Origin of the sequence: Cryptosporangium sp. NPDC048952, from assembly GCF_043197895.1 — a bacterium.
Classification (GTDB): domain Bacteria; phylum Actinomycetota; class Actinomycetes; order Mycobacteriales; family Cryptosporangiaceae; genus Cryptosporangium.
Genome location: NZ_JBICTY010000005.1, coordinates 572753 through 592873, shown reverse-complemented (window position 1 = coordinate 592873; position 20121 = coordinate 572753). Strand labels below are relative to the sequence as shown.

21 protein-coding genes and 1 pseudogene are annotated in these 20121 nt (G+C 70.3%); 10 read left to right on the top strand and 12 right to left on the bottom strand.

Translation table 11 applies throughout. The features are described from left to right. Nucleotide 1: 1 nt before the first annotated feature. From ACGFY5_RS29550 to ACGFY5_RS29540, 3 genes are read right to left on the bottom strand one after another with little or no spacing between them, the layout of a single operon-like run. Nucleotides 2-772 (bottom strand): enoyl-CoA hydratase/isomerase family protein, encoded by a 771-nt coding sequence (locus ACGFY5_RS29550; RefSeq protein ID WP_392724829.1) that lies wholly within the window; start codon nt 770-772, stop codon nt 2-4. After that, nucleotides 769-1773 (bottom strand): carbohydrate ABC transporter substrate-binding protein, encoded by a 1005-nt coding sequence (locus ACGFY5_RS29545; protein WP_392724827.1) that lies wholly within the window; start codon nt 1771-1773, stop codon nt 769-771. Before ACGFY5_RS29545 ends, ACGFY5_RS29550 begins: the two co-directional genes overlap by 4 nt. Then, a complete protein-coding gene (locus ACGFY5_RS29540) occupies nt 1770-3011 on the bottom strand; it encodes a CaiB/BaiF CoA transferase family protein (RefSeq protein ID WP_392724826.1) in 1242 nt (413 codons plus the stop codon). Before ACGFY5_RS29540 ends, ACGFY5_RS29545 begins: the two co-directional genes overlap by 4 nt. 123 nt (nt 3012-3134) lie before the next feature. On the opposite strand from ACGFY5_RS29540, the gene ACGFY5_RS29535 reads away from it, so the two are divergent. The 4 genes from ACGFY5_RS29535 to ACGFY5_RS29520 are packed head-to-tail and all read left to right on the top strand — an operon-like array spanning nt 3135 to nt 6898. Continuing rightward, the gene (locus tag ACGFY5_RS29535) at nt 3135-3878 is read left to right on the top strand and encodes an SDR family NAD(P)-dependent oxidoreductase (protein ID WP_392724824.1); all 744 of its coding nucleotides are present in this window, start codon (nt 3135-3137) and stop codon (nt 3876-3878) included. After that, nucleotides 3875-4918, top strand: a complete 1044-nt coding sequence (locus ACGFY5_RS29530) for an aldose 1-epimerase family protein (protein ID WP_392724822.1) — start codon at nt 3875-3877, stop codon at nt 4916-4918. The genes ACGFY5_RS29535 and ACGFY5_RS29530 overlap by 4 nt, the downstream gene beginning before the upstream one ends. Further along, entirely contained in the window at nt 4915-5985 is a 1071-nt protein-coding gene (locus tag ACGFY5_RS29525; protein WP_392724820.1) for a Gfo/Idh/MocA family protein, read from the top strand. Before ACGFY5_RS29530 ends, ACGFY5_RS29525 begins: the two co-directional genes overlap by 4 nt. A gap of 1 nt (nt 5986) precedes the next feature. Then, complete coding sequence (locus ACGFY5_RS29520; protein WP_392724819.1) at nt 5987-6898, top strand: sugar phosphate isomerase/epimerase family protein; 912 nt, start codon at nt 5987-5989, stop codon at nt 6896-6898. 192 nt (nt 6899-7090) lie between these two features. On the opposite strand, the gene ACGFY5_RS29515 is transcribed toward ACGFY5_RS29520, so the two are convergent. Beyond that, nucleotides 7091-8143, bottom strand: coding sequence for a LacI family DNA-binding transcriptional regulator (locus ACGFY5_RS29515; protein WP_392724817.1), 1053 nt, complete (start codon nt 8141-8143; stop codon nt 7091-7093). A 38-nt stretch (nt 8144-8181) separates the two neighbouring features. On the opposite strand from ACGFY5_RS29515, the gene hisD reads away from it, so the two are divergent. Next, entirely contained in the window at nt 8182-9474 is a 1293-nt protein-coding gene (gene hisD, locus ACGFY5_RS29510) for a histidinol dehydrogenase (protein WP_392724816.1), read from the top strand. Next, nucleotides 9471-10274 (top strand): SDR family NAD(P)-dependent oxidoreductase, encoded by an 804-nt coding sequence (locus ACGFY5_RS29505; protein WP_392724814.1) that lies wholly within the window; start codon nt 9471-9473, stop codon nt 10272-10274. The genes hisD and ACGFY5_RS29505 overlap by 4 nt, the downstream gene beginning before the upstream one ends. A gap of 1 nt (nt 10275) precedes the next feature. Here ACGFY5_RS29505 and ACGFY5_RS29500 read toward each other — a convergent pair whose 3' ends face one another. The 4 genes from ACGFY5_RS29500 to ACGFY5_RS29485 form a co-directional block, all read right to left on the bottom strand. Then, nucleotides 10276-11517, bottom strand: a complete 1242-nt coding sequence (locus tag ACGFY5_RS29500; RefSeq protein WP_392724812.1) for a hypothetical protein — start codon at nt 11515-11517, stop codon at nt 10276-10278. Further along, nucleotides 11510-12034, bottom strand: a complete 525-nt coding sequence (locus tag ACGFY5_RS29495) for a SigE family RNA polymerase sigma factor (RefSeq protein WP_392724811.1) — start codon at nt 12032-12034, stop codon at nt 11510-11512. Before ACGFY5_RS29495 ends, ACGFY5_RS29500 begins: the two co-directional genes overlap by 8 nt. A 64-nt stretch (nt 12035-12098) precedes the next feature. After that, entirely contained in the window at nt 12099-12275 is a 177-nt protein-coding gene (locus tag ACGFY5_RS29490; protein WP_392724809.1) for a hypothetical protein, read from the bottom strand. Nucleotides 12276-12351: 76 nt separating this feature from the next. Next, entirely contained in the window at nt 12352-13977 is a 1626-nt protein-coding gene (locus tag ACGFY5_RS29485) for a (2,3-dihydroxybenzoyl)adenylate synthase (protein WP_392724807.1), read from the bottom strand. 103 nt (nt 13978-14080) lie between these two features. Between ACGFY5_RS29485 and ACGFY5_RS29480 the strand changes: the two genes are divergently transcribed. The 3 genes and pseudogenes from ACGFY5_RS29480 to ACGFY5_RS29470 form a co-directional block, all read left to right on the top strand. Then, the gene (locus tag ACGFY5_RS29480; RefSeq protein WP_392724806.1) at nt 14081-15727 is read left to right on the top strand and encodes an FAD-dependent monooxygenase; all 1647 of its coding nucleotides are present in this window, start codon (nt 14081-14083) and stop codon (nt 15725-15727) included. A gap of 22 nt (nt 15728-15749) precedes the next feature. Next, nucleotides 15750-16187 carry a MaoC/PaaZ C-terminal domain-containing protein gene (locus ACGFY5_RS29475; RefSeq protein ID WP_392724804.1) on the top strand — a complete coding sequence of 146 codons (438 nt, stop codon included), beginning with the start codon at nt 15750-15752 and terminating at the stop codon, nt 16185-16187. An 18-nt stretch (nt 16188-16205) separates the two neighbouring features. Further along, a pseudogene (locus ACGFY5_RS29470) lies at nt 16206-16364 on the top strand (helix-turn-helix domain-containing protein); the annotation flags it as partial. Between the two features lie 10 nt (nt 16365-16374). Here the strand turns inward: ACGFY5_RS29470 and ACGFY5_RS29465 are convergent. Genes ACGFY5_RS29465 through ACGFY5_RS29450 form a run of 4 tightly spaced genes read right to left on the bottom strand, consistent with a single transcriptional unit; the run spans nt 16375 to nt 19279 of the window. Beyond that, a complete protein-coding gene (locus tag ACGFY5_RS29465) occupies nt 16375-17634 on the bottom strand; it encodes an alpha/beta hydrolase (protein WP_392724803.1) in 1260 nt (419 codons plus the stop codon). After that, complete coding sequence (locus tag ACGFY5_RS29460) at nt 17631-17879, bottom strand: hypothetical protein (protein WP_392724801.1); 249 nt, start codon at nt 17877-17879, stop codon at nt 17631-17633. The genes ACGFY5_RS29465 and ACGFY5_RS29460 overlap by 4 nt, the downstream gene beginning before the upstream one ends. Continuing rightward, the gene (locus tag ACGFY5_RS29455) at nt 17876-18517 is read right to left on the bottom strand and encodes a VOC family protein (RefSeq protein WP_392724800.1); all 642 of its coding nucleotides are present in this window, start codon (nt 18515-18517) and stop codon (nt 17876-17878) included. The genes ACGFY5_RS29460 and ACGFY5_RS29455 overlap by 4 nt, the downstream gene beginning before the upstream one ends. Nucleotides 18518-18526: 9 nt before the next feature. Beyond that, the gene (locus ACGFY5_RS29450; RefSeq protein WP_392724798.1) at nt 18527-19279 is read right to left on the bottom strand and encodes a maleate cis-trans isomerase; all 753 of its coding nucleotides are present in this window, start codon (nt 19277-19279) and stop codon (nt 18527-18529) included. 80 nt (nt 19280-19359) lie between these two features. Here ACGFY5_RS29450 and ACGFY5_RS29445 point away from each other — a divergent pair, with 80 nt between their 5' ends. Beyond that, entirely contained in the window at nt 19360-20088 is a 729-nt protein-coding gene (locus tag ACGFY5_RS29445) for a TetR/AcrR family transcriptional regulator (protein ID WP_392724796.1), read from the top strand. Nucleotides 20089-20121 lie beyond the last annotated feature (33 nt).

Here is a 20121-nt window from a genome sequence, read left to right as displayed (position 1 = left end):
TCTACCTCCTACGGAAGACTGGTGGGCGGCGGGCGGCGAAGGCGGCTCGGCCTTCGGCGGCGTCGTCGGTGGCGAAGCAGATCGTCTGCAGGTCACGTTCGTAGGCGATGGCCTGCTCGACCGGCATCGAATATGCCGCACGCAGGTTCACCTTGGCGGTCTCAGCCGCGATCGGTGCCCGGGACGCGATCGTCGTCGCGATCTCCCGCGCCCGCGCCACGAGGTCACCGGGAGCAACGACCTCGCTCACCAAGTGCCAGGACAATGCCCGCGACGCGTCGATCCGATCCCCGGTCATCGTCATCAGCGCGGTGTTGCTCGGCCCGATCGCCTGCGCGAGCAGCGGAGTCATCCCGCCACCCCCGATCCACCCGAGCGTGATCTCCGGCGCCCCGAAGCTCGCGGTCTCCGACGCGATCCGGATGTCACACGACAGCGCGGTCTCCAACCCCCCACCCAACGCGTACCCGTTCACGGCCGCGATCGTCGGCGTGCGGGCCGCGCGAATGGCGTCGCAATAGTCCGTGCGGTTCCGGAAGTCCCACGGGGTGGCGTACCTGTCGAGCTCGGTGATGTCGGAACCCGCGCAGAACGCGCGCTCACCGGCGCCGGTGACGACCACCGCGCGGACGTCCGGCGACTCGTCGCACCAGGTGATGGCTTCGACGAGCGCGACGGACATCTCCGGAGTGACCGCGTTGAGCTTCTGCGGCCGGTTGAGCGTGACGACGGCGACGAGGTCGGCGACGTCGAGGGTCACCTCATCGATCATTGCGACATCCTCCGGAGCTCGGCCAAGCAGGTGCGAAAACTGAAGACGCCGTCGAGCGCGTCGCGGATCAGAGCGGAGGCCTGCGCCTGGAACGCGATGTACCCGGGGTACCGGGGCCGCACCCAGGCGTTCTCCAGCGTCCGGGCGGTTCCCGCGTAGAACCCGTCGACCGCCCACGCCGCGCGCGCACTCGGCTGACCGGCGTGGGAGGGGATGAACCCGCACTGCGTGTCCTCCCGCATCAGCCAGCGGACGTGGTCGCGCAGTTCGTCGGTGACCGTGGCCCGGCGCGTGATCGCCAGGCCCGTGCCGCCGAGCGTCGACCCGAGGCCGGGAGCGTCGCTGAACCGGACGGTCGGTGCGTAGTTGACGTACCCGAACACCAGCGGGATCAGCGCGATGTCGTCGGTGGACGACAGGCGTTCCAGCAGTCCGATCGGGTTGAGGTCGACAGTTCCCGCCGGGGCGCGGCCGTGCAGCTCGGCCATCGTGTCCAAGACGGCGAGCCCGGTGGCGTCGGACACCGGGTACTCCTCGCCGAGGGCCACCGCGATCGAGCAGAACGTCAGGAACGCGTGTGGGCCGGCCAGCGACAACGCGACCGGTTCGCGGACCGCGAGCACCTGGTTCCAGGTGGTCGGGGGTGCGGCCAGCAGGTCGGGCCGGCTCGCGCACACCTGGGCAGCGGCGTCGAGCGGCACCGCCCAGTGCTTGCCGTCGTAATGGTACGAGCGCATCGAAGCACCGATGGAGTTCTTCGCCCAGTGTGCGAGCTCCGACGCGTCGAACACGTCGTCGAGCGGTACGAGGCACTCGGTGGCCTCGCCGATGTGCGGATGGTCGATGACCAGCAGGTCGTAGCGCTCCGCGAGGTCGGCCAGCGGGTGGGCCTCGAAGCCTTCGAGTGGCTGGGCGTCCCAGTGGATCAGGTCACCGGCCGCCGCCGCCAGGGCGTTGTAGCCCCGCGGATGATCCCAGGTGAGACCGCGCAGTCGGCTCATGAAGCCTCCGCCGCGGGCACGGCCTCGGCGGGGGCCTCGCCCTCGGCCGACGTCTCGACCACGATGCCGTCGGTCAGCAGGACGTCCACTTCGGCCGAGCCGAGGCCGAGCTCGGCGAGGACTTCCCGCGTGTGCTCGCCGGTGAGCGGCGCTCCGCGGGTGATCTTCGGCGGCGCCGCCGAGAACCGGTACGGGAACCCGGGGGTCGTCACGGTGCCCTCGGTGGGGTGCTCGTACGTCACGAACGTTCCATTGTGGGCGATCTGCGGGTCGGCGAGCAGGTCGTCGTACGAGTACACCGGCCCGGCCCAGATTCCCGCGGCCTCGAACGTTTCCAGCCAGTGCGCCGTCGGCTGCAGCACCAGCCGCGCCGCCGTCTTCGCGAACAGCTCGTCGCGCCGCGTCCAACCGTCCTCCTCGTCGACGGCGTCGGCGAACGAGTCCTCGCCGATGAGCTCGCCGAGCAGCTTGATCGGCGGGAACGCCAGCGCCAGGTACCCGTCGGACGTGGCGAACGTGCCGTACGGCGCGCGGATGTAGACGTGCGCGTGCGGCTCGGCGCTGCGCTCCTGCGGCAGCCCGCCGACCGTGTGGACGGACAGCTCCTGCATCTGCAGCGTGGTGATCGCGTCCAGCATGTTGACGGTGACGAGCTGACCTTCGCCGGTGCGCTCCCGGTGCAGCAGCGCGGCCAGGACACCCTCGAACGCTGTCGATGCCGTCACCGCGTCGACCAGGTACTGCCCGGCCGCCTGCGGGGGTTCGCCGGCCCGGCCGGTGGAGAGCATCGCGCCGGACATCGCCTGCAGCAGCAGGTCCTGGCCCGGGCGCTGCGCGTACGGACCGTCCTCGCCGTACCCGGAGATCGACACGTACACCAGGCGCGGGTTCACCGCGCGCAGCGTCTCGTAGTCGACGCCGAGCCGCTTCGCGACGCCGGGCCGATAGTTCTGCAGGAACACGTCAGCGCTCTCGACCAGCTTCAACAGCAGCGACTTCCCGGCGGCGGATTTGAGGTCGACAGCTAACGACCGCTTGTTCCGGTTCAGCGACAGGAACGACACGTTGATGCGGTTACCGGCAGCGCCACCGGCTGCCGCGTGCCGCTGCCACTCCCCCGTGATGGGCTCGACCTTCACCACGTCGGCGCCGAGGTCACCGAGACGCTGCGCCGCGAACGGGCCCGCCATGGCGATGGAACAGTCCAGCACTCGATATCCGGCGAGCACACCATCCACAGCGGATCCTCCGTTGTTTTCCGCACGCCCGAGCGCTAAGGTCTGGCGTTAGCGCTAACGTTAGCGCTAACACGAACGGTAGCAGGGCCCACTCCCGTGTCAATGCAGAGATGGGGAACCCAGATGACCCAGGGACGCGTCGCGTTGGTGACCGGCGCGGGCGGAGCGCTCGGCCGGGCCACCGCGGCCCGATTGGCCGCCGATGGCTTCGACGTCGCGATCCTCGACGTCGACGAGACGGGGCTGGAGGCCACCGCGTCGGACGTCGAGAAGGCGGGGGCGCGGGCACTCCCGTTGCTCACCGATCTGCGGGACGCTGCCGCGATCACCGACGCCGCCGATCGCGCGGCCGGCTTCGGAACGTTGAAAGCACTGGTCAACAACGCTGCGATCTACCCGGCTCGTCCCTTCCTCGAGGTGCCGCTCGCCGAGTACGACGACGTCGTCGCGGTGAACCAGCGCGCGTACTGGGTGGCCGCGCAGGCCGCCGCACGGCACCTGATCGCGGGCGGCGGCGGCACGATCGTCAACATCGCCTCGATCACGATGCACGGTGGCTGGGCCGACCTGGCCGCGTACGTGTCGACGAAGGGCGCCGCGGTGACGCTCACCCGGGCGCTCGCCCGCGAACTCGGCCCGCACGAGATCCGCGTCAACGCGGTCTCACCCGGTGCGTTCCCCACCGCGGCCGAGGAGATCCACGAGAACCCCGAGGCCTACCAGGCGTTCGTGCTCGAGCGGCAGTCGCTGAAGCGTCGCGGAACTCCGGAGGAGCTCGCCGCCGTTGTCTCGTTCCTGACCGGTCCGGATTCGTCGTTCGTGACCGGTCAATGCATTGAGGTAGACGGAGGGTGGGTGATGGTGTGAATCGTCAGTTTTTGTCCCGGCACGCCGGGGACGCCTCAGCAGCCGGTGGTGTCCGGGCCGTGGTGCTCGACGACGGAGCCGAGCGCGGCATCCGCGCGCTGGAGTTCCGCACCGGCACCGGGCTCAACTTCGACGTGCTCGTCGACCGCGCCATGGACCTGGGCACCGCGGAGTTCCGCGGCAACGGCTTCGGCTGGCGCTCGGCCACCGGTTTCCGCAACCCGGCGCTGCACGACTACGCCGACGACGACGGCCTGTCGATCATGCGCAGCTTCAGCGGCCTGATGCTCACCGCGGGACTCGACCACACGCTGTTCGGCGCCGAGGTCGACGCGTCGCACCACCGCTACCCGCCCAAGGAAACCGTGAAAAACGGCCTCCACGGCCGGATCGGCAACATCCCGGCACGCCTGACCGGCTACGGCGAACGCTGGGACGACGACGAGACCTGCGTGCTCTGGGCCGAGGGCGAGGTCCGTCAGGCCGCGATCTTCGGCGAGCACCTGCGGCTCACCCGGCGCGTCGAGGCCACGGTGGGCACCTCGGAACTGCGCTTGATCGACGTCGTCCGGAATGAAGGTTTTGACCGGACGCCGCACATGTACCTGTACCACATCAACATCGGTTGGCCGTTTTTGTCCGAAGGCGCTCGGTACGAGCTGCCGTTGCAGGAAACGATCTGGCAGACGGACTCGGTCGCCGAGCAGGGCATCTCGAACGTGGTGATGCCGGCGCCGCAGCCCGGGTTCGTCGAGCAGGTCTACGAACACGTGCTCAAGCCCGACGCCGACGGCAAAGCGCGGCCGCGGCTGGTGAACGAGGAGCTCGGAGTGTTCTTCGAGCTCGAGTACGACACCGCGCAGTTCCCCGCGTTCTTCCAGTGGCTGCACCTGCGCGAAGGGGCGTACGCGGTGGGGTTCGAGCCGTCCACGCACCACGTGCAGGGCGCGCAGGCCGCGCGGGACGACGGCTCGATGATCTGGCTGGAACACGGCGAGGAGCGCCGGTACACGACGACCTTCCGGGTAGGTGCGCTGTGATTCCTGACCAGCCGGTACGTCACCGCGAATTCGGGATCGGCGCCGTGGGTGCCGGGTTCATCATGGCCGACGTTCAGTTGGACGCCTATGCGCGAGCAGGGTTCCCGGTTCGGGCGATCGCGTCGCGGACTGTGTCGAACGCGTCGGAGGTCGCGAAGCGGTGGGCCATTCCGACCGTTCACTCCTCGGTCGAGGAACTGTTGGCGGATCCTTCGGTCGAGATCCTCGACGTGGCGTACCCACCCCACTTACAGCCCGACGTCATTCGCGCGGCGCTGCGGCACGACCACATTCGCGGGATCCTCGCGCAGAAGCCGCTGGCTCTCAATTTGGCTGACGCCACTGCTCTCGTGGACGAGGTCGAGGCCGCGGGCAAGGTGCTGTCGGTCAACCAGAACATGCGGTACGACCAGTCGATCCGGGTGCTCAAGCAGTTGATCTCCGCGGGCGACCTCGGGGACATCGTGACGGCGAGCGTGGACATGCGTGCGGTGCCGCACTGGCAGCCGTTCCTGCGCGACTACGACCGGCTCACGATCGCGAACATGAGCGTCCATCATCTGGACGCGTTGCGCTTCCTGTTCGGGGAGCCGGCCGACGTGTACACGGCGGTGCGACCTGATCCGCGTACCGACTTCGCGCACACCGACGGCATCGTCGCCAGTGTGCTGCGGTTCGAGAACGGCGTGCTCGCCACCAGCATCGAGGACGTCTGGGGCGGGCCGATCAAGGAAGGCGCCGAGGGCGACGTCGCGATCCGCTGGCGCGTCGAAGGCACCCGCGGCCTGGCGACCGGCACGCTCGGCTGGCCCGACTTCCCCGAGGGCAGCCCGTCGACGCTGCGTTATTCGACGCTCGATTCCAACGGCTGGGTGTCGCCTTCGTGGGACACCCAGTGGTTCCCGGACGCCTTCGCCGGCGTGATGGAACAGCTCCAGTACGCGCTGGCGACCGGTACCCCACCGGAGCTGAGCGCCCGCGACAACCTCCGCACGATGGCCCTGATCGAGGCCTGTTACCGCTCGATCGACGAACGACGCGCAGTGTCCCCTCAGCAAGGAGGCTGAAATGCTTACCGTCGGCATCTTCACCGGTATCTACCAGTACGACCACGAGGAAGCCGCGTCGCGCGCCCGTGCGCACGGCTTCGGTGCGGTCCAGTTCGACCTGGACTTCACCAAGCCCGAGTACGCGGAGAACGGGCTCTCCGAGGCCGAGGCCAAGCGCATCAAAGAGATCTACCGGTCGCACGACCTGCCGATCGTGTCGGTGTCCGGGTACACGAACATCATCCACCCGGACCTGGCGGAGCGGGAGCGTCGCCTCGAGCGACTGCGCGGCCTGATCCGCAACGGCCGGGCGCTCGGTACCCCGTACGTGATCAGCGAGACCGGCACGTACAACCTCGAGAGCGACTGGGCGCCGGACCCGGCGAACTTCACCGAGGCGCGCTACAACGAGACGCTCGACGTCATCGGAGGGCTGGTCGAGGTCGCCGCTGCGCATGACGCGGTGTTCTGCGTGGAGACGTACGTCAACAACGTCATCGGGACGATCGACGCGACGCTGCGCCTGTTCCGTGACATCAACAGCCCGCACCTGGGTCTGGTCATGGACCCGACGAACTACTTCGAGGACCACAACCTCGACGACATGGACGGCGTGCTCACGCGGCTGTTCGACGAGCTGGGCTCCTACGTGAAGATCGCGCACGCGAAGGACGTCGCCCGGGTGTCGGACTCGGCGGACTCGGGCGAGAAGCACGCGGACACGGGGGCGGCGGAGTACCTGTCGTTCCGCGGGGTCGGGGCGATGGAGCTGGGCGGGCCGGGATCGGGTGCGCTGAACTACCCGCTGTTCCTGAGCCTGCTGTCCAAGCAGCACCCGAACATGCCGGTGATCATCGAGCACGTGTCGGAGGACGAGGTTCCGGCGGCGAAGGACTTCGTCTACAAGGCCCTGGCCGAGGCCGGGGTGTAGTCCCTCTGCCGCTTCGAAGCGGTCCCGTTGCGGCGTGCCGGAGGCCACCGCAATGGGCCCGCTCGAAGCGGTCCCGTTCGGGTGCGCTGGGGCGCGCCGGAACGGGGCCGCTCCGGGGCGGCCGGATCGAGCGGTCCCGATCGGGCGCCCCCTGACGTGCCCGAACGGGACCGCTTCGGGCGGCGCCCGGCGCTAAGCCGGGCCGTGGGTGCGGCGGAGTACCAGCTCGGGGCGGAGGCGGATCACCTCGGGGGGTGTGGTCGGGGCGGCGATCGCGGCCATGAGCAACTCGACCGCCCGGGCGGCGAGGAACGGTAGGTCGCACCGCATCGTGGTGAGCCCGACCAGTGGCCAGCCCGCCATCGGGATGTCGTCGAAACCGATCACGGTGAGTTGCGCGGGAACCTCGATCCCGAGCTCCGCCGCGGCCGACAGCACGCCGAGCGCGATCACGTCGTTGCCGCAGACCACAGCGGTCGGCCGCCCGCCGACGGCCGTGGGCAGCTCCGGCCGGCCGCCGACAGCCAGCACCTCTGAGTGCCCGCCGATGGCCGACGGCCCCTCCGGCCGGCTGAGCAGCGACCGCGCGGCCGCGAGCGCCGCGTCGTGGTCGAACGCGCACCGGCGGACGTGTTCCCGGCGCATCCGCACCCCGTGCGAACGCAACCGCCGCCGAACCCCGTCGGCTCGCTCCCGCCCGGTCGACGTGTCCACCGGCCCCGCCACCATGCCGATGGTCTCGTGCCCGAGCGAGACCAGCAGGTCCGCGACCGCGTAGGCCCCGTACACGTTGTCGATCGTCACACCGTTCGACTCCGGCACGTCGAGCACGCGGTTGGCCAGCACGTGCGGAATCCCCCGCTCGGTGAGATCGCGCGGCAGCGTCGAACGGCGCCGCGTCGTGGTCAGCACGACCCCGTCGTAGGACCCGTCGGCGAGGTCGTCGAGATCACCGTCGGTGACGAGCACCGTCCGCATCCCCCGCTCGGCGAGCTCGCGCCGTAGCGGCTCGACAAGCTGCGGGTAGTACGGGTTGTCCAGCTCGGGCGCGACGACCGCCACCCGATGGTTGACCCGCGTCGACAGCGCGCGCCCCATGTCGCTGGGGACATACGACAGCCGCGCGGCCGCCTCGAGCACTTTTCGGCGGGTCTCAGGAGAAACACCCGGCACGTTGCGCAACGCCCGCGACACCGTCGGCTGCGTCACCCCCGCGAGCCGCGCGACGTCGAAACCGGTGACCACGTTGACAAGCATACGTATGCAACGCACGGTCGTTGCCCATGGAGATCCTGAAATCCGCGCCGGGCAAAGCTGCTCTGGGCCTCGATGCCGTCCGCGAAACGGTGGCCGCGGTCATCGCCGACATCCGCACCCGCGGCGATCTCGCCGTCCGGGAGTACTCCGAGAAGTTCGACGGCTGGTCGCCGGCGAGCTTCCGCCTCTCCTCCGAGGAGATCGCGAAGATCGTCGCCACCGTGCCCGACCAGGCGCTCGACGACATTCGCGCGGTTCAGGCCCGGGTCCGGACGTTCGCTGCGCACCAGCGCGACTCCTTGCACGACTTCGAGGTCGAGACCGAGCCCGGGGTGTTCCTGGGTCAGCGCAACATCCCGGTCGCCGCGGCCGGGGCGTACGTGCCCGGAGGCCGTTATCCACTGGTGGCGTCGGCACACATGACGGTCGTGACCGCGAAAGTCGCGGGCGTCGACCGGGTCACCGCGTGCACACCGCCGATCCGCGGTGAGATTCCGGCCGCGACAGTGGCCGCACTGCACCTGGCCGGGGCCGACGAGATCCTGCTGCTGGGCGGCGTCCAGGCGGTAGCCGCGATGGCGATCGGCACCGAGACGATCCGCAAGGTCGATCTGCTCGCCGGGCCGGGCAACGCCTACGTCGCCGAGGCCAAGCGGCAGCTGTTCGGCGAGGTCGGCATCGACCTGTTCGCCGGGCCCACCGAGACGCTGATCGTCGCCGACGAGTACGCCGACCCGTTCGTCGTCGCCGTGGATCTGCTCAGCCAGGCAGAGCACGGGCCGGACTCCCCCGCGGTGCTCGTGACCACCTCGGAAGCCCTGGGGCGCGAGGTGATCGACCTGGTCGAACGCATCCTCGTCGACATGCCGACGGCGGACTTCGCACGTCCGGCGTGGACCGATCACGGGCAGGTCGTGGTCGTGGACGACGTGGAGGAGGCGTACCGGGTCGCGGACGATTTCGCGTCCGAACACGTGCAGATTCTGACCCGCGAGCCGCGCCGGGCACTCGAGGTCATGCGCAACTACGGTGCGCTGTTCCTCGGCGAGGGCACCTGTGTCTCCTACGGAGACAAGGTCATCGGCACCAACCACACATTGCCGACGCGAGGCGCGGCGCGCCACACGGGTGGGCTGTGGGTCGGGAAGTACCTGAAGACGGTGACGTACCAGGAGGTCACTGACGAGGCGGCCAGCGCGGCGCTCGGTGAGCTGTGCGGGCGCGCGGCACGGGTCGAGCTCTTCGAGGGCCACGCTCGTTCGGGCGACGTCCGAGCCCACAAGTACGCAGGCGCCCCACTTCCCTGGGACCCGCGATGAGCGTCGACATGGGTTTCTCCCGGAGCGGCGCGGAAGGGCAGGCGACGAGCCTGCTCGCGGGCCGGACCGCGGTGGTTACCGGCGCCGGGAACGGGCTCGGAGCAGCGATCGCGGCGCGGCTCGCCGAGGAGGGCGTCCGGGTCGTGCTGACCGGGCGGGATCGGGCGAAGCTCTGCGCGGTGGCCGAGGGGATCGACGCTCGGGTCGAGACGGTGGACGTGGCTTCGCCGGGGTCGGTGGCGGCTCTCCGGGACGCGCTCGCCGACGAGGAGATCTCGATCCTCGTCAACAACGCGGGCGTACCGGGCCCGGTGGCGCCGCTGTGGGAGATCGACCCGGCCGACTGGGACGACGTGTTCGCGGTGAACGTCCGCGGCGTCTACCTGGTCTGCCGCGCGTTCCTCCCGGCGATGCTCGCGCGCGGCAACGGGGACGTCGTCAACATGGCATCGGTGACCGGCAAACGGCCGCTGCCCCGGCGGACGCCGTACGCGGCGTCCAAAACAGCTCTGCACGGGCTGACCGCAACCCTCGCGCACGAGGTGGGAACGCTGGGGGTGCGGGTCAACACGCTGTCCCCGGGCCCGGTCGCGGGACCCCGCATGGAGCGCAACTTCGCGCTCGAAGCAGCCCGCACCGGCACCACCGCGCACGACGCCGAGCGCGAATTCGTCTCCCGCGCGGCGCTCGGCCGGATGGTGACCGAGGACGAGGTGGCCGAGGCCACCGTCGCGATTTTGCGGATGCGTGGCCTGACCGGCGCCGACGTCGACCTGTCGGGGGGAATGGTCGCCCGGTGACTCACCGCATCTTCCCGACCTCGAGGACCCGGAGCGAGTCCGCCGCACCACGGGCCTTCACCGTCCAGACGTAGAAGGGATTGGTGCTCGTGGCACCGCTGACCTGGGCGATCGACCACTGCTCGATCGCTTCCGCCGAGGGCAGGCGAAGGTACTTACGCGCGACGAGGTCGTAGATCGACGCGCCCCTGTCGGCGAACACGCCGATCACGAATCGGTCAGCGACGATCCGGTAGCCGTTGCGCAACGGCTCGAGGGCGAGTCGCCGCACGTCGGAGCCGTTGTGGCTGCCCACCATCACCGCTGCACCCTTCCGCCCGACGCACCAGGACTTCGAGCAGCTCATCCCGTCGAAGTCGAGGGGGGTGGTCTGCCGCTCGCCGGTCACGGCGTTCCAGATCGTCGAATTGTTCATCACGTCGGTGGACCCGAACCACGGCCACTGCAGGTACCGGTAGTCGTGGGAACCGGGGAGGACGGCCGGCGCGGAACTCCCGTCGAGCGGCGCCCACAGCACCCCGAAGTTGCCGTGCCCGTTCACGCCCGGATACGGGTCGATGAGCACGACGTCGTCCACGACCGTGAGCCGGAGCTCGGACATGTGGACGGTCTTGATCGGCTCCAGCGTCGTGACCTTCGCCGCCGTGCCCCCGTCGACCGGGGCCCGCCAGATCTCCGCCTTCCCGCCGTCGACGAGGACTGCCCACACGACCCACTTCTCGGCGCCGGCGTTGGCCGGTTCGCCGATCGTGAAGTAGTCCTGGCCCGCCGGACTGATCGCCCGCTTGGCGCCGGTCGTGGCGTCCATGGAGACGATGGGACTGCCGGGACCGCTAGTGAGAATCCGGCCTCCGGGCAGGAACCGATCGATCTCGGGCGTGCCCGGGACCTCTGCCACCGCGGCGGGCCAGACGCGATCGACGGTCGCGCCGTCCGGGTAGTCGGCGCGGGCCACGACCGGATTCGCCGGGGTGAGGAAGGCCAGCGCACGTTCAGCCGACCCGGAGGCCGGATGATTGTCGTCGCGGATCGCCCGGACGGCCGTGATCGCGGTGCCGAGCACCACCAGCACCGCCACCGCGGCGGCGAGGACCATCAACCGGCCCTGGCCGCTCGTCCGGCGCGTCGTCCGCTGGTGGTACCGGCGGGTCAGCGATGCGGCCAGGTCGGGTCCCGGCACGGGGGCGGCGTCGGCGGCCCGGTCCAGTGCCCGGGTGAGCGCGGTCTCGACGGTGTCAGCCACGGTTCCTCCTCGGGCCGGTGGGGACGGTTTCCTCGGTCAGTTGTTCGCGGAGCGTGCGCAGGCCGCGCATCGCCTGAGTGCGGACGGTGACCCGGCTGATGCCGAGCAATTCGGCGATCCGGTCGTCGTCCAGACCCTCGTAGTAGCGGAGGACGAGGACGGCGCGCTGCCGCCGGCCGAGTGTGTTCAGCGCCTGCCAGAGGCCGGTGTCGTCCTCGACCCGACGCAGGCCGGGGTCGACGATCGCGCGGTCGGGCACCCATTCGCTGACGTGCTCGCGCCGTAACCGGCGCCACCAGCTGATGTGGAGCCGGTACATCGTGGTGCGCACATAGGCGTCCGGGTGTTCGCGGCCGCGGCCGTGCTCCCAGGCGTCGCGGAGCCGCAGCAGTGCTTCCTGCACCAGGTCGGCGGCGGTATGCGGCTCCCCTGCCAGCAGGAAGCCGTAGCGCAGGAGCGCGCGGCTGCGTTCGTTGACGAACGCTTCGAACGCCTCGTCGTCGGCCGTCCGGCCCATCGGCACCGTCCCTGATCCCCGTGAGTCCACACCGGAGACGCACGGGGGCCGACGAACTGTTGCACTAGCCCAGGCGCGATTTGAATTCCGGGCACTCGCCCGGCGTCGCCACGAGGAAGCGGGCGATCTGGGCGAGCGTGAACCCGGCTGCCCGAGCGCAGCCGATCAGCGTCTCGCGGTTGCCGGGGTTCCGGTGACCGTTTCGAGGTACGCCGGCATGATCCACGAGTTCCTGCGGCACCCGTTCGACAATTCCGTCGTTGCGCTCGCGGACTCGTCAGCCGCGGTGCGGACCGCATTACTCCGCTAGCAGCGCGTTACTCCGCTAGCAGGGTGGCCACGATGCGGCGGTGGAGCAGCTTCTTGTCGAGCTTGCCCACCGCCGTTTTCGGCAACGACGGCACCCATTCGAGCCGCTCGGGCCACTTGAACTTGGCGACGCCGAGCGCGGCGAGGTGCGCCTGGATGTCGGTGAGCGTCAGCGGATCCCGGGTGGGCACCAGGTAGGCGCAGGACCGCTCACCGAGGCGCTCGTCGGGCATCGCCACGATCGCGGCCTCCCGGATGCCGGGGTGGCGCAGCAGCAGCACCTCGACCTCCTCCGCGCTGATCTTCTCGCCGCCCCGGTTGATGACGTCCTTCAGCCGACCCTCGATCGACAGCGCGCGTTCCGTGCCGAACGTCCGCACGGCGACCAGATCACCGGTGCGGTAGAAACCGTCCGAGGTAAAAGCAACGCTGTTGACGTCCGGCGCGTCGTAGTAGCCCCGCAGTGTGTAGGGCCCGCGGCAGGCGAGCTCCCCCACCTCGCCGTCGGGCAGTTCCTGCTCCGAGGACGGATCGAGTACTCGGAACTCGTCCAGCAGCGAGATCGGCGTACCGACGGTGGTGAGCCGAGCCTCGCGCGGGGACTCGGCGCTGCTGAGCGCGAAGAACCCCTCCCCCATCCCGAACAGCTGACCGGTCCACAACCCGTGCTCCTCCAGGGCCTCGAACAGGGGCAACGGCACCTTCGCCCCGGAGAGCACGACCCGCCGCAGGCTCGGCACCAACTGAGCGAACGCCGGATGCGCGACTGCGCCGTAGTGGCCATGGCCGAACAGGACGTCGGTGACCCCTTCGGCGGCCAGCATCGGCAGCGCCTCGTCGAGCGTCGGCGTAGTGAGCAGGAGACAGCCACCGACGCTGTGCGGCGCGTGCACACCGCACACGATGCCCGCGTTGTGGATGACCGGGATCAGGTGCCCGTTGCGGGTGGTCTCGTCCCAGCCCGACGCCTCCGCGTAGGCACGCGCGTTGTACCAGTACTCGGCGTGCAGGCGTGGGATGACCTTCGGGACGCCGGTCGTGCCGCCGGAGAGCTGGAAGACCGCGACCTCGTCGGGGTGGATCTCCGCCTGGATCCGGTCGACGACCTTCCGAGCGACGCTGGGATCTGCCTGCTCGATCAGATCCTCGACCCGGTTGGGGCCGTCGACCGCCCCGAGCGTGAGGGTGGTGCCGATGCGCTGCTGCAGCGCGAACTCCACCAGGTCGAACCGGCCGCCCGCCTCGACGAGATGCGCCACCGCGCTCGTTTTGCGGCCGATCGCGCCGATCTCGTGCTCCCGGTGGACCGGCAGCGAACAGACCGGGACCAGACCGGCCTTGAGCAGCCCGTACCAGGCCACGACCGACGTCAGCCGGTTGCCGATCTGCAGGACGACGCGGCCCCCCGGCTCGAGGCCCAGCTCGACGAGGCCGAGCGCGAGCCGGTCGGCCCGCTCGTCGAGCTCTCGGTAGGTGAGCCGGCCCTCCGGGGCCACGACGGCCTCACGATCGGGCGCCCGCTCGGCGACGGACCGGAACTCCGCGGCGAGCGACAGCGTGCCCCAGGCGCCGGCGTCGCGATAGCGCGTGACGACGTCGGCGGGGTACCGGACCAGCCCATCGGTGCTGCTCATGACCGCCAATCTAAACGCGTCGAACACAGCTGTCAAAAGATTGACGTAACTGTCGAGAAAGCTCTACAGTGGCGTCGCACCAGTCGACCGACAAGGAGCCGCCGTGAACCTGCGATCCGTCGCCGTACTCGGCGGAGGCCCCGGCGGTCTGTACGTCGCCCGGCTGCTGAAGCTGAGCGATCCCGCGTGTTCGGTCGACGTCTACGAACAGAGCCCGCCCGAGCAGACGTTCGGCTTCGGTGTCGGGCTCGCGACCCGCACGCAGCGCAACCTCGACGCCGCCGACGCCGCGAGCTTCGCCGAGATCGTCGAGAACGCCTGGTCGCACGAGATGGCGATGGCCGTCGGGGACCGCCGGGTCACGCTGCCGGTCGGCAACCTGATCGCGATCGGCCGCTCCACGTTGCTCGACATCCTGCGGCGGCACGCCGAAGCCGCCGGGGTGCGGATCCACTCCGGTGCGCGCGTGTCGGCCGGCGACCTCGACGCCGACCTGGTCATCGCCGCGGACGGCGTCAACAGCACGACGCGCGGCACCGTGTTCGGTCCCGAGATCTCCACTCACCGCGGCCTCTACCTCTGGTGCGGCACCGAATTCGCGCTGCCCAGCGCGGTGTTTCGGCCGGTCACTACCGAGTTCGGCACGTTCGTCGCCCACGCCTACCCCTACCGGGCCGATCGCAGCACGTTCCTGGTCGAAACCGACGAGGAGACGTGGCGCCGCGCCGGCTTCGACGTCACCACCGAGCAGACGGCGCCGGATGCCAGCGACGAGCATTCGCTCAGTTACCTCTCGAAGGCGTTCCACGACGAGTTGCAGGGCCATCCGCTGATCGGCAACCGCACGCGGTGGCTGCGGTTCCGCACGGTCACGTGCTCGCGCTGGTCCGATGGCAACGTCGTCCTGCTCGGCGACGCGGTGCACACCGCGCACTATTCGATCGGGTCGGGCACGAAGCTCGCGATGGAAGACGGCATCGCGCTGGTGCGCGCGCTCGGCGAAGCCGACGATCTTCCGACGGCGCTGCGGCGCTTCGAGGGGGAGCGCCGGCCCGCGGTCGAGCATCTCCAGGCGACAGCGCACCGCAGCATGCGCTGGTGGGAGTCGTTCCCCGAGCGGCTCCACCTGCCGGTCGAACAGTTGCTGATCGCGTACATGACGCGCGCGGGCAAGGTGACGCTGGACCGGTTCGCCGCCCTCGCCCCCGACGTCGTGCGGGCCGGGCTGGCGCAGTACGCCGGCTGCGCCCCGTCCGACGTTCCGTCCGAGGACCGGGTCGACTGGGTACTCGCCCAACCGCTGCCGGCTCACAAAACACCGCGCGCCACAGAACCGCGCCCCGCAGAACCGCGCGCTACAGAACCGTGCGCCACAGAACCGCGCGCTACAGAACCGCGCGCCACGGAGCCGTCCGCCACGGAGCCGTCCGCCACGGACCCGGGCGGCGCCAACGGGTGGTCGTCGCGGGTGGTCGACACGTCCGGCCGTGCTTCGCTGGCCGTCGACTTCGTCGACGCCTGGGGTGCGTCGGCCGAGGCGTTGCTGGCACGGGTGCGGGTCAGCGCGGGGCCGGTCGTGTTGTCGGCCGACGATGCCCGCGAGGCGGTTCTCACGCTCTTCGACGTGGCGGAAAGAGCGCGCCGCGAGGCTGATAGCGTCGTAATTGCCCGGGTCAACCGTCGCTGGGCGGAGTTCGCGGCGGCGGCGCTGGCCAGTGGGCGGGTCGACCTGGTTGATCTGGTCGACTGAGTCGTCGAGTGGAGGGGGCACGGTGGCGCTACTCCGTGCCGAGGACCTCACGATCGGGCTCGAGATCGATCTCGGGAGCTACACCGTCACGACGGACGAGATCGTCGCGTTCGCGCGTCAGTGGGATCCGCAGTCTTTCCACGTTGACGTGGAAGCGGCAGCGGACAGCTACTTCGGCGAGGTCATCGCCAGTGGTCTGCACACGCTCGGGGTGTTGCAGCGGCTCGCCGTGCTGGGGGTCTACCAGCACTGGGACGTGATCGCCGGTCGGCGCATCCGCTCGATCGAGCTCACCGCTCCGGTGACCGGCGGTACGACGCTGACCGGCACCCTGGTCGTCGAGGAGATCACCAACCGCGGCCCGGAACGCGCCCTGATCGCCGTCCGCGGCCGCCTCCACACCGCCGACCGCCCAGTCCTCGACGCCGTCTTCGAGATGTACCTCCGCCGCACCGCCTAACCAGCCCACGGCTGGAGTCAGCGCCAGCTCGCCGAGGCGGCCTCGATGACCCAGCCCGCTGTCGCGCGCTTCGAAGCCGGCGGTACGACGCTGCCGCTGCCGCTGCTCGAACGCGTCGCTCAGGCCCTCCGCGTCGAGCTAGTAGTCAAGCTGGTCGACCAGAACACGGCCGCCTAGCGGAGTGGTGTCACGTCGGGAAGCGGGGGGTCAGCCACTTCTCGATGACCTGGGACGCGAGCTCGTTGCCCGAGGGAGCGTCCTCGGTGAGGGGGCGGCCGAAGTGGGTGCCGGGCACCGCGTCGACGGTCAGGTCCGCGGCGCCGAGCGCCCCGCTGAACGCGGCGATGTCGGACGGGAACGACGCCTGGTCGCCGGTGAACTCCAGGAGGAGCGTCGGCACGGTGACGCCCGGCGCACAGCGGAGGAAGTCCGCGTTCGTGGTGTTGACGCTCCACGTCGACATCCACGCCTCGGCCGTGGACATCCGGCCGAATCCGACCAGCCCGTAGTTGGTGAGGTCCGGGCGGCGTCCGAACAGCGAGCCGTACGGGCGGGCGTTCGGATCGAGCGAGAGGTCGACGTTCCGCAGATCGGCGTCGGTGCGATAGACCGTGACGATCCGCGGTGCCAGCGCACGGCGGCGCTCCCCCGCGTCGCCCGAACGCTTGAAGGCGCGGTTGGCCGCCCGACCTTCCGCCACGAGGGCCGCCGCGGCGGCGTCGATCCGGCGCACTCGCGCAGCCTGCGCTTCCCGGTACGCCGCAACGAAGCCGGACGAGTACGCGGTAGGCGACGGCGCCTCGACGAATCCGTTGGCCACCGCGAACGGGTCCAGCGACGGGTCGACCGAGAGCGGATCGTTCTCGTCGGTGACCGACGGGTCGATGACCCGCTGCAGCAGCGCGCCCTGCCCGGGGTGCGGCGCCAAGTACACGGCCCCGTCCGGTAGCGGCATCGTCGCGTCGTTCAGCGCGACCGGGCGGCCGGACGGCGCGGTCGCCAGCCGCGCGCCCGGCGCGAGCGCTGCCTGCTGGCAGTAGAACGCGGCCAGCGTGGCGCCGCCGGAGTGCCCGAGAACGACGACGTGGTCGAACCCGCGTTCACGGAGGTACGCGTGGCCGGCGGCGAAGTCGAGAATGGCCTGCTCGTGCAACAGGTTCAGGTCGTTGTTCGGTGACCGTGATCCCTGCGTCCAGACCGCGTGCCCCGTCGCGAGCAGGTAGGGCACGAGTGCGTGGTTCGTGACGTCCTGACGCGGATGCATGAGCGTCACGACGGTCCGCGCGCCCGACGGCACCCGCAGCACCCCGGTCACCTGCGCCCCGTCGACGGTGGTCAGCTCGTGCACCGAGGTCACGACGCCGCCGACCGCCGGTCCGGCGCCCTCCGCGTAGCGCCCCGCCCCGAGCCGCCCCTCGATGGCCGGCGCGTCACCGGGCCGGGTCATCGCGGCTCCGTTCGGAGCGCGTCCTTGTCCCACTGCGCGATCCGCCACCCCGCCAGCCCGGCTACGCAGCTGTACCAGACCGCGTGCCGCACCCCGGTGGTCCGACGGTCGATCGCGATCGGCCGGTCGGACTCGATGACGAAGTACGGCCCGATTCGGCCGACCTCGACCTGGGGCAGGTCGCGCGCGACGGCCACGACCGGCACGTTCTCGGGGACGTCGAGCACGAACAGCCGATTCGTCACGAGCGCACCGGCCCTTCCGGCAGAGCGTGCTCCTCGTGCCACTGCGAGGCGCGCTCGACGATCAGCTCGGCCTTGCGAACCAGCAGTTCGTCCATCGAGGCGCCCGGCCGCGCGACGATGTCGACGAGCGCGTCGATCGTCAGGTTGGCGTCGAGATCCTCCTGCGGTGTCACCGGACGCATCGCGCGGGTGATCTCGACCATGTAGCCGTTCGGGTCGTGGGTGTAGATCGACTCGATCGTCTCGTGCTGGATCTGCATCTCGACCGGCCACTGACTCGCGTCGAGCCGGCGGCGGTACTCCAGCAGGTGCTCCTCGGACTCCACGTGCAGCGCCAGGTGCCGGGAGCGGACGAAGAACAGCGGGGTGTCGTCACCGAAGCGGGCGTACACGTCACCCTGCCCCTCGCTGGTGTCGGGCGCCGGGAGACCGAAGTAGTAGAAGAACGCCAGCCGATCGCCCCCGCCGATGTCGAAGAAGAAGTGGATGAAGTCGGGGTGCGCCTCCGGCCCCCAGCCGGCCGCGCAGATCGAGTGCACGACCGGGAAGCCCAGCGTGTCGCGGTAGAACTTCACGGTCCCGGCCGGGTCGAAGGTCGGGAAGGCGGCGTGGTCGACGCCGGTGACCAGGTGATCCATGGAGCCTCCTCAGGCGGGGACGGGAACGTCGGCGCGCAGCAGCGACCCGGCATCCGGAATCGCCACCGGCAGACCGTTCGCACGCAGAATGCTGAACGCCCCGGCCGTGGCCGCGGAGAGCACCGGCAGGCCGAACTCCTTCTCGGCGGCGTCGACCAGAGCGAGCGACGGCATCTGGACGCACGCGGAGATCACGAGCGCGTCGACGCCGGCGAGGTCGAGCGACCGCGCGGCCTCCATCACCCGCTCGCCCGGGATGCAGCCGACCGCGACGTTGTCCTCGACCTCGAGCGCACGCCAGTCGGCGACCTCGAACCCCTCGGCCTCCAGGTACGCGACGACCTTCTCGGCCAGCGGACGCAGGTAGGGCGTGACCAGGGCGATCCGGCGCGCGCCGAGCGCCGACAGCCCCTCGGTCAGCGCTCCGGCACTCGACCGCACGACCGTCGACGCTCCCCCGGTGGCCAGCTGCTCGGCGACGAGGCCTTCGACCCGCTGGTGCTCTCCCGGCCCGGCGGCCATCAACGCCACCAGACAGGCGTAGAGGAGCACGTCGGTGCCGGCGTCGCCGAGCTCGAGGATGCACCGCTCACGCTGGGCGTTCATCGCCGCGAGGCCCTCCGGCGAGACGCGGGCCATCCGCATCCGGCTCGCGTGGAAGGAGAACGTCGCGCCCAGGTGGCGGCCGAGGATCGCCGGCATCTCGGTCTCGACGGTGACGTTCGAGCTGGGCACGACGAGCCCTACGCGCACATGCTTCATAACCGCCATCGTTCAACGCTCACGACGAAAAGTCAACGCCTGCGTCAGACGGAACTGTCGAATTGATAACGTGAGCGTCCATGACCAGTAAGAAGGTCCCCGCCGAGCGGACCACCAGTCGGAAGGTCCCGGCCGAGAGCCGCACCAACACCCGCCGGGGCCTGATCGAGCAGGAGATCTACGTGCAGGCCACCCGGCTCTTCGCCGAGCGGGGCTTCGCCGGTACGAACTTCCAGGACATCGCCGATGCCGTCGGCCTCACCCGCCCGGCGCTCTACCACTACGTCAGCAGCAAGGACGAGTTGCTCGCGAAGCTGGTCGCCGAGATCACCCAGGACGCGGCCACCGACATCGCCACCGAGGCGGCACGCACGGACGCCGACCCCGCGCAGAAGCTGCACTCGATCGTCGCGAGCACCGCGCGACGCCAGGGCGAGCACGCCGACCGCTTCCGGCTGCTGGTGCGGTCCGAGGCGGACCTGCCGGTGGAGATCGCCACCACGCACGAGGCCGGGCGCCGCGCGGTGCTCAAGTCGATCGCGAGCGTCATCGAGGAGGGCGTCCGGACCGGCGTGTTCCGCACCGTCGACCCCCGGGTCGCCGCGCTCGGCGCACTCGGAATGGTGAACTGGGTGGCGTGGTGGTACCGCGCCGGCGGTCGCGACGATCTGGACACGGTGTGCGACGAACTGGCCGACATGGCCGTCGCCGGCCTGCGAGGACGCGACGACGGGCACGCGCCGCAGTCCCCCGCCGAAGCGATCGCCGCCGTGCGCGAAGACCTCGACCGACTCGAACGGCTGCTGTAACGCCGTAGCCCTCTCACCACCCCCGGAGCGGCG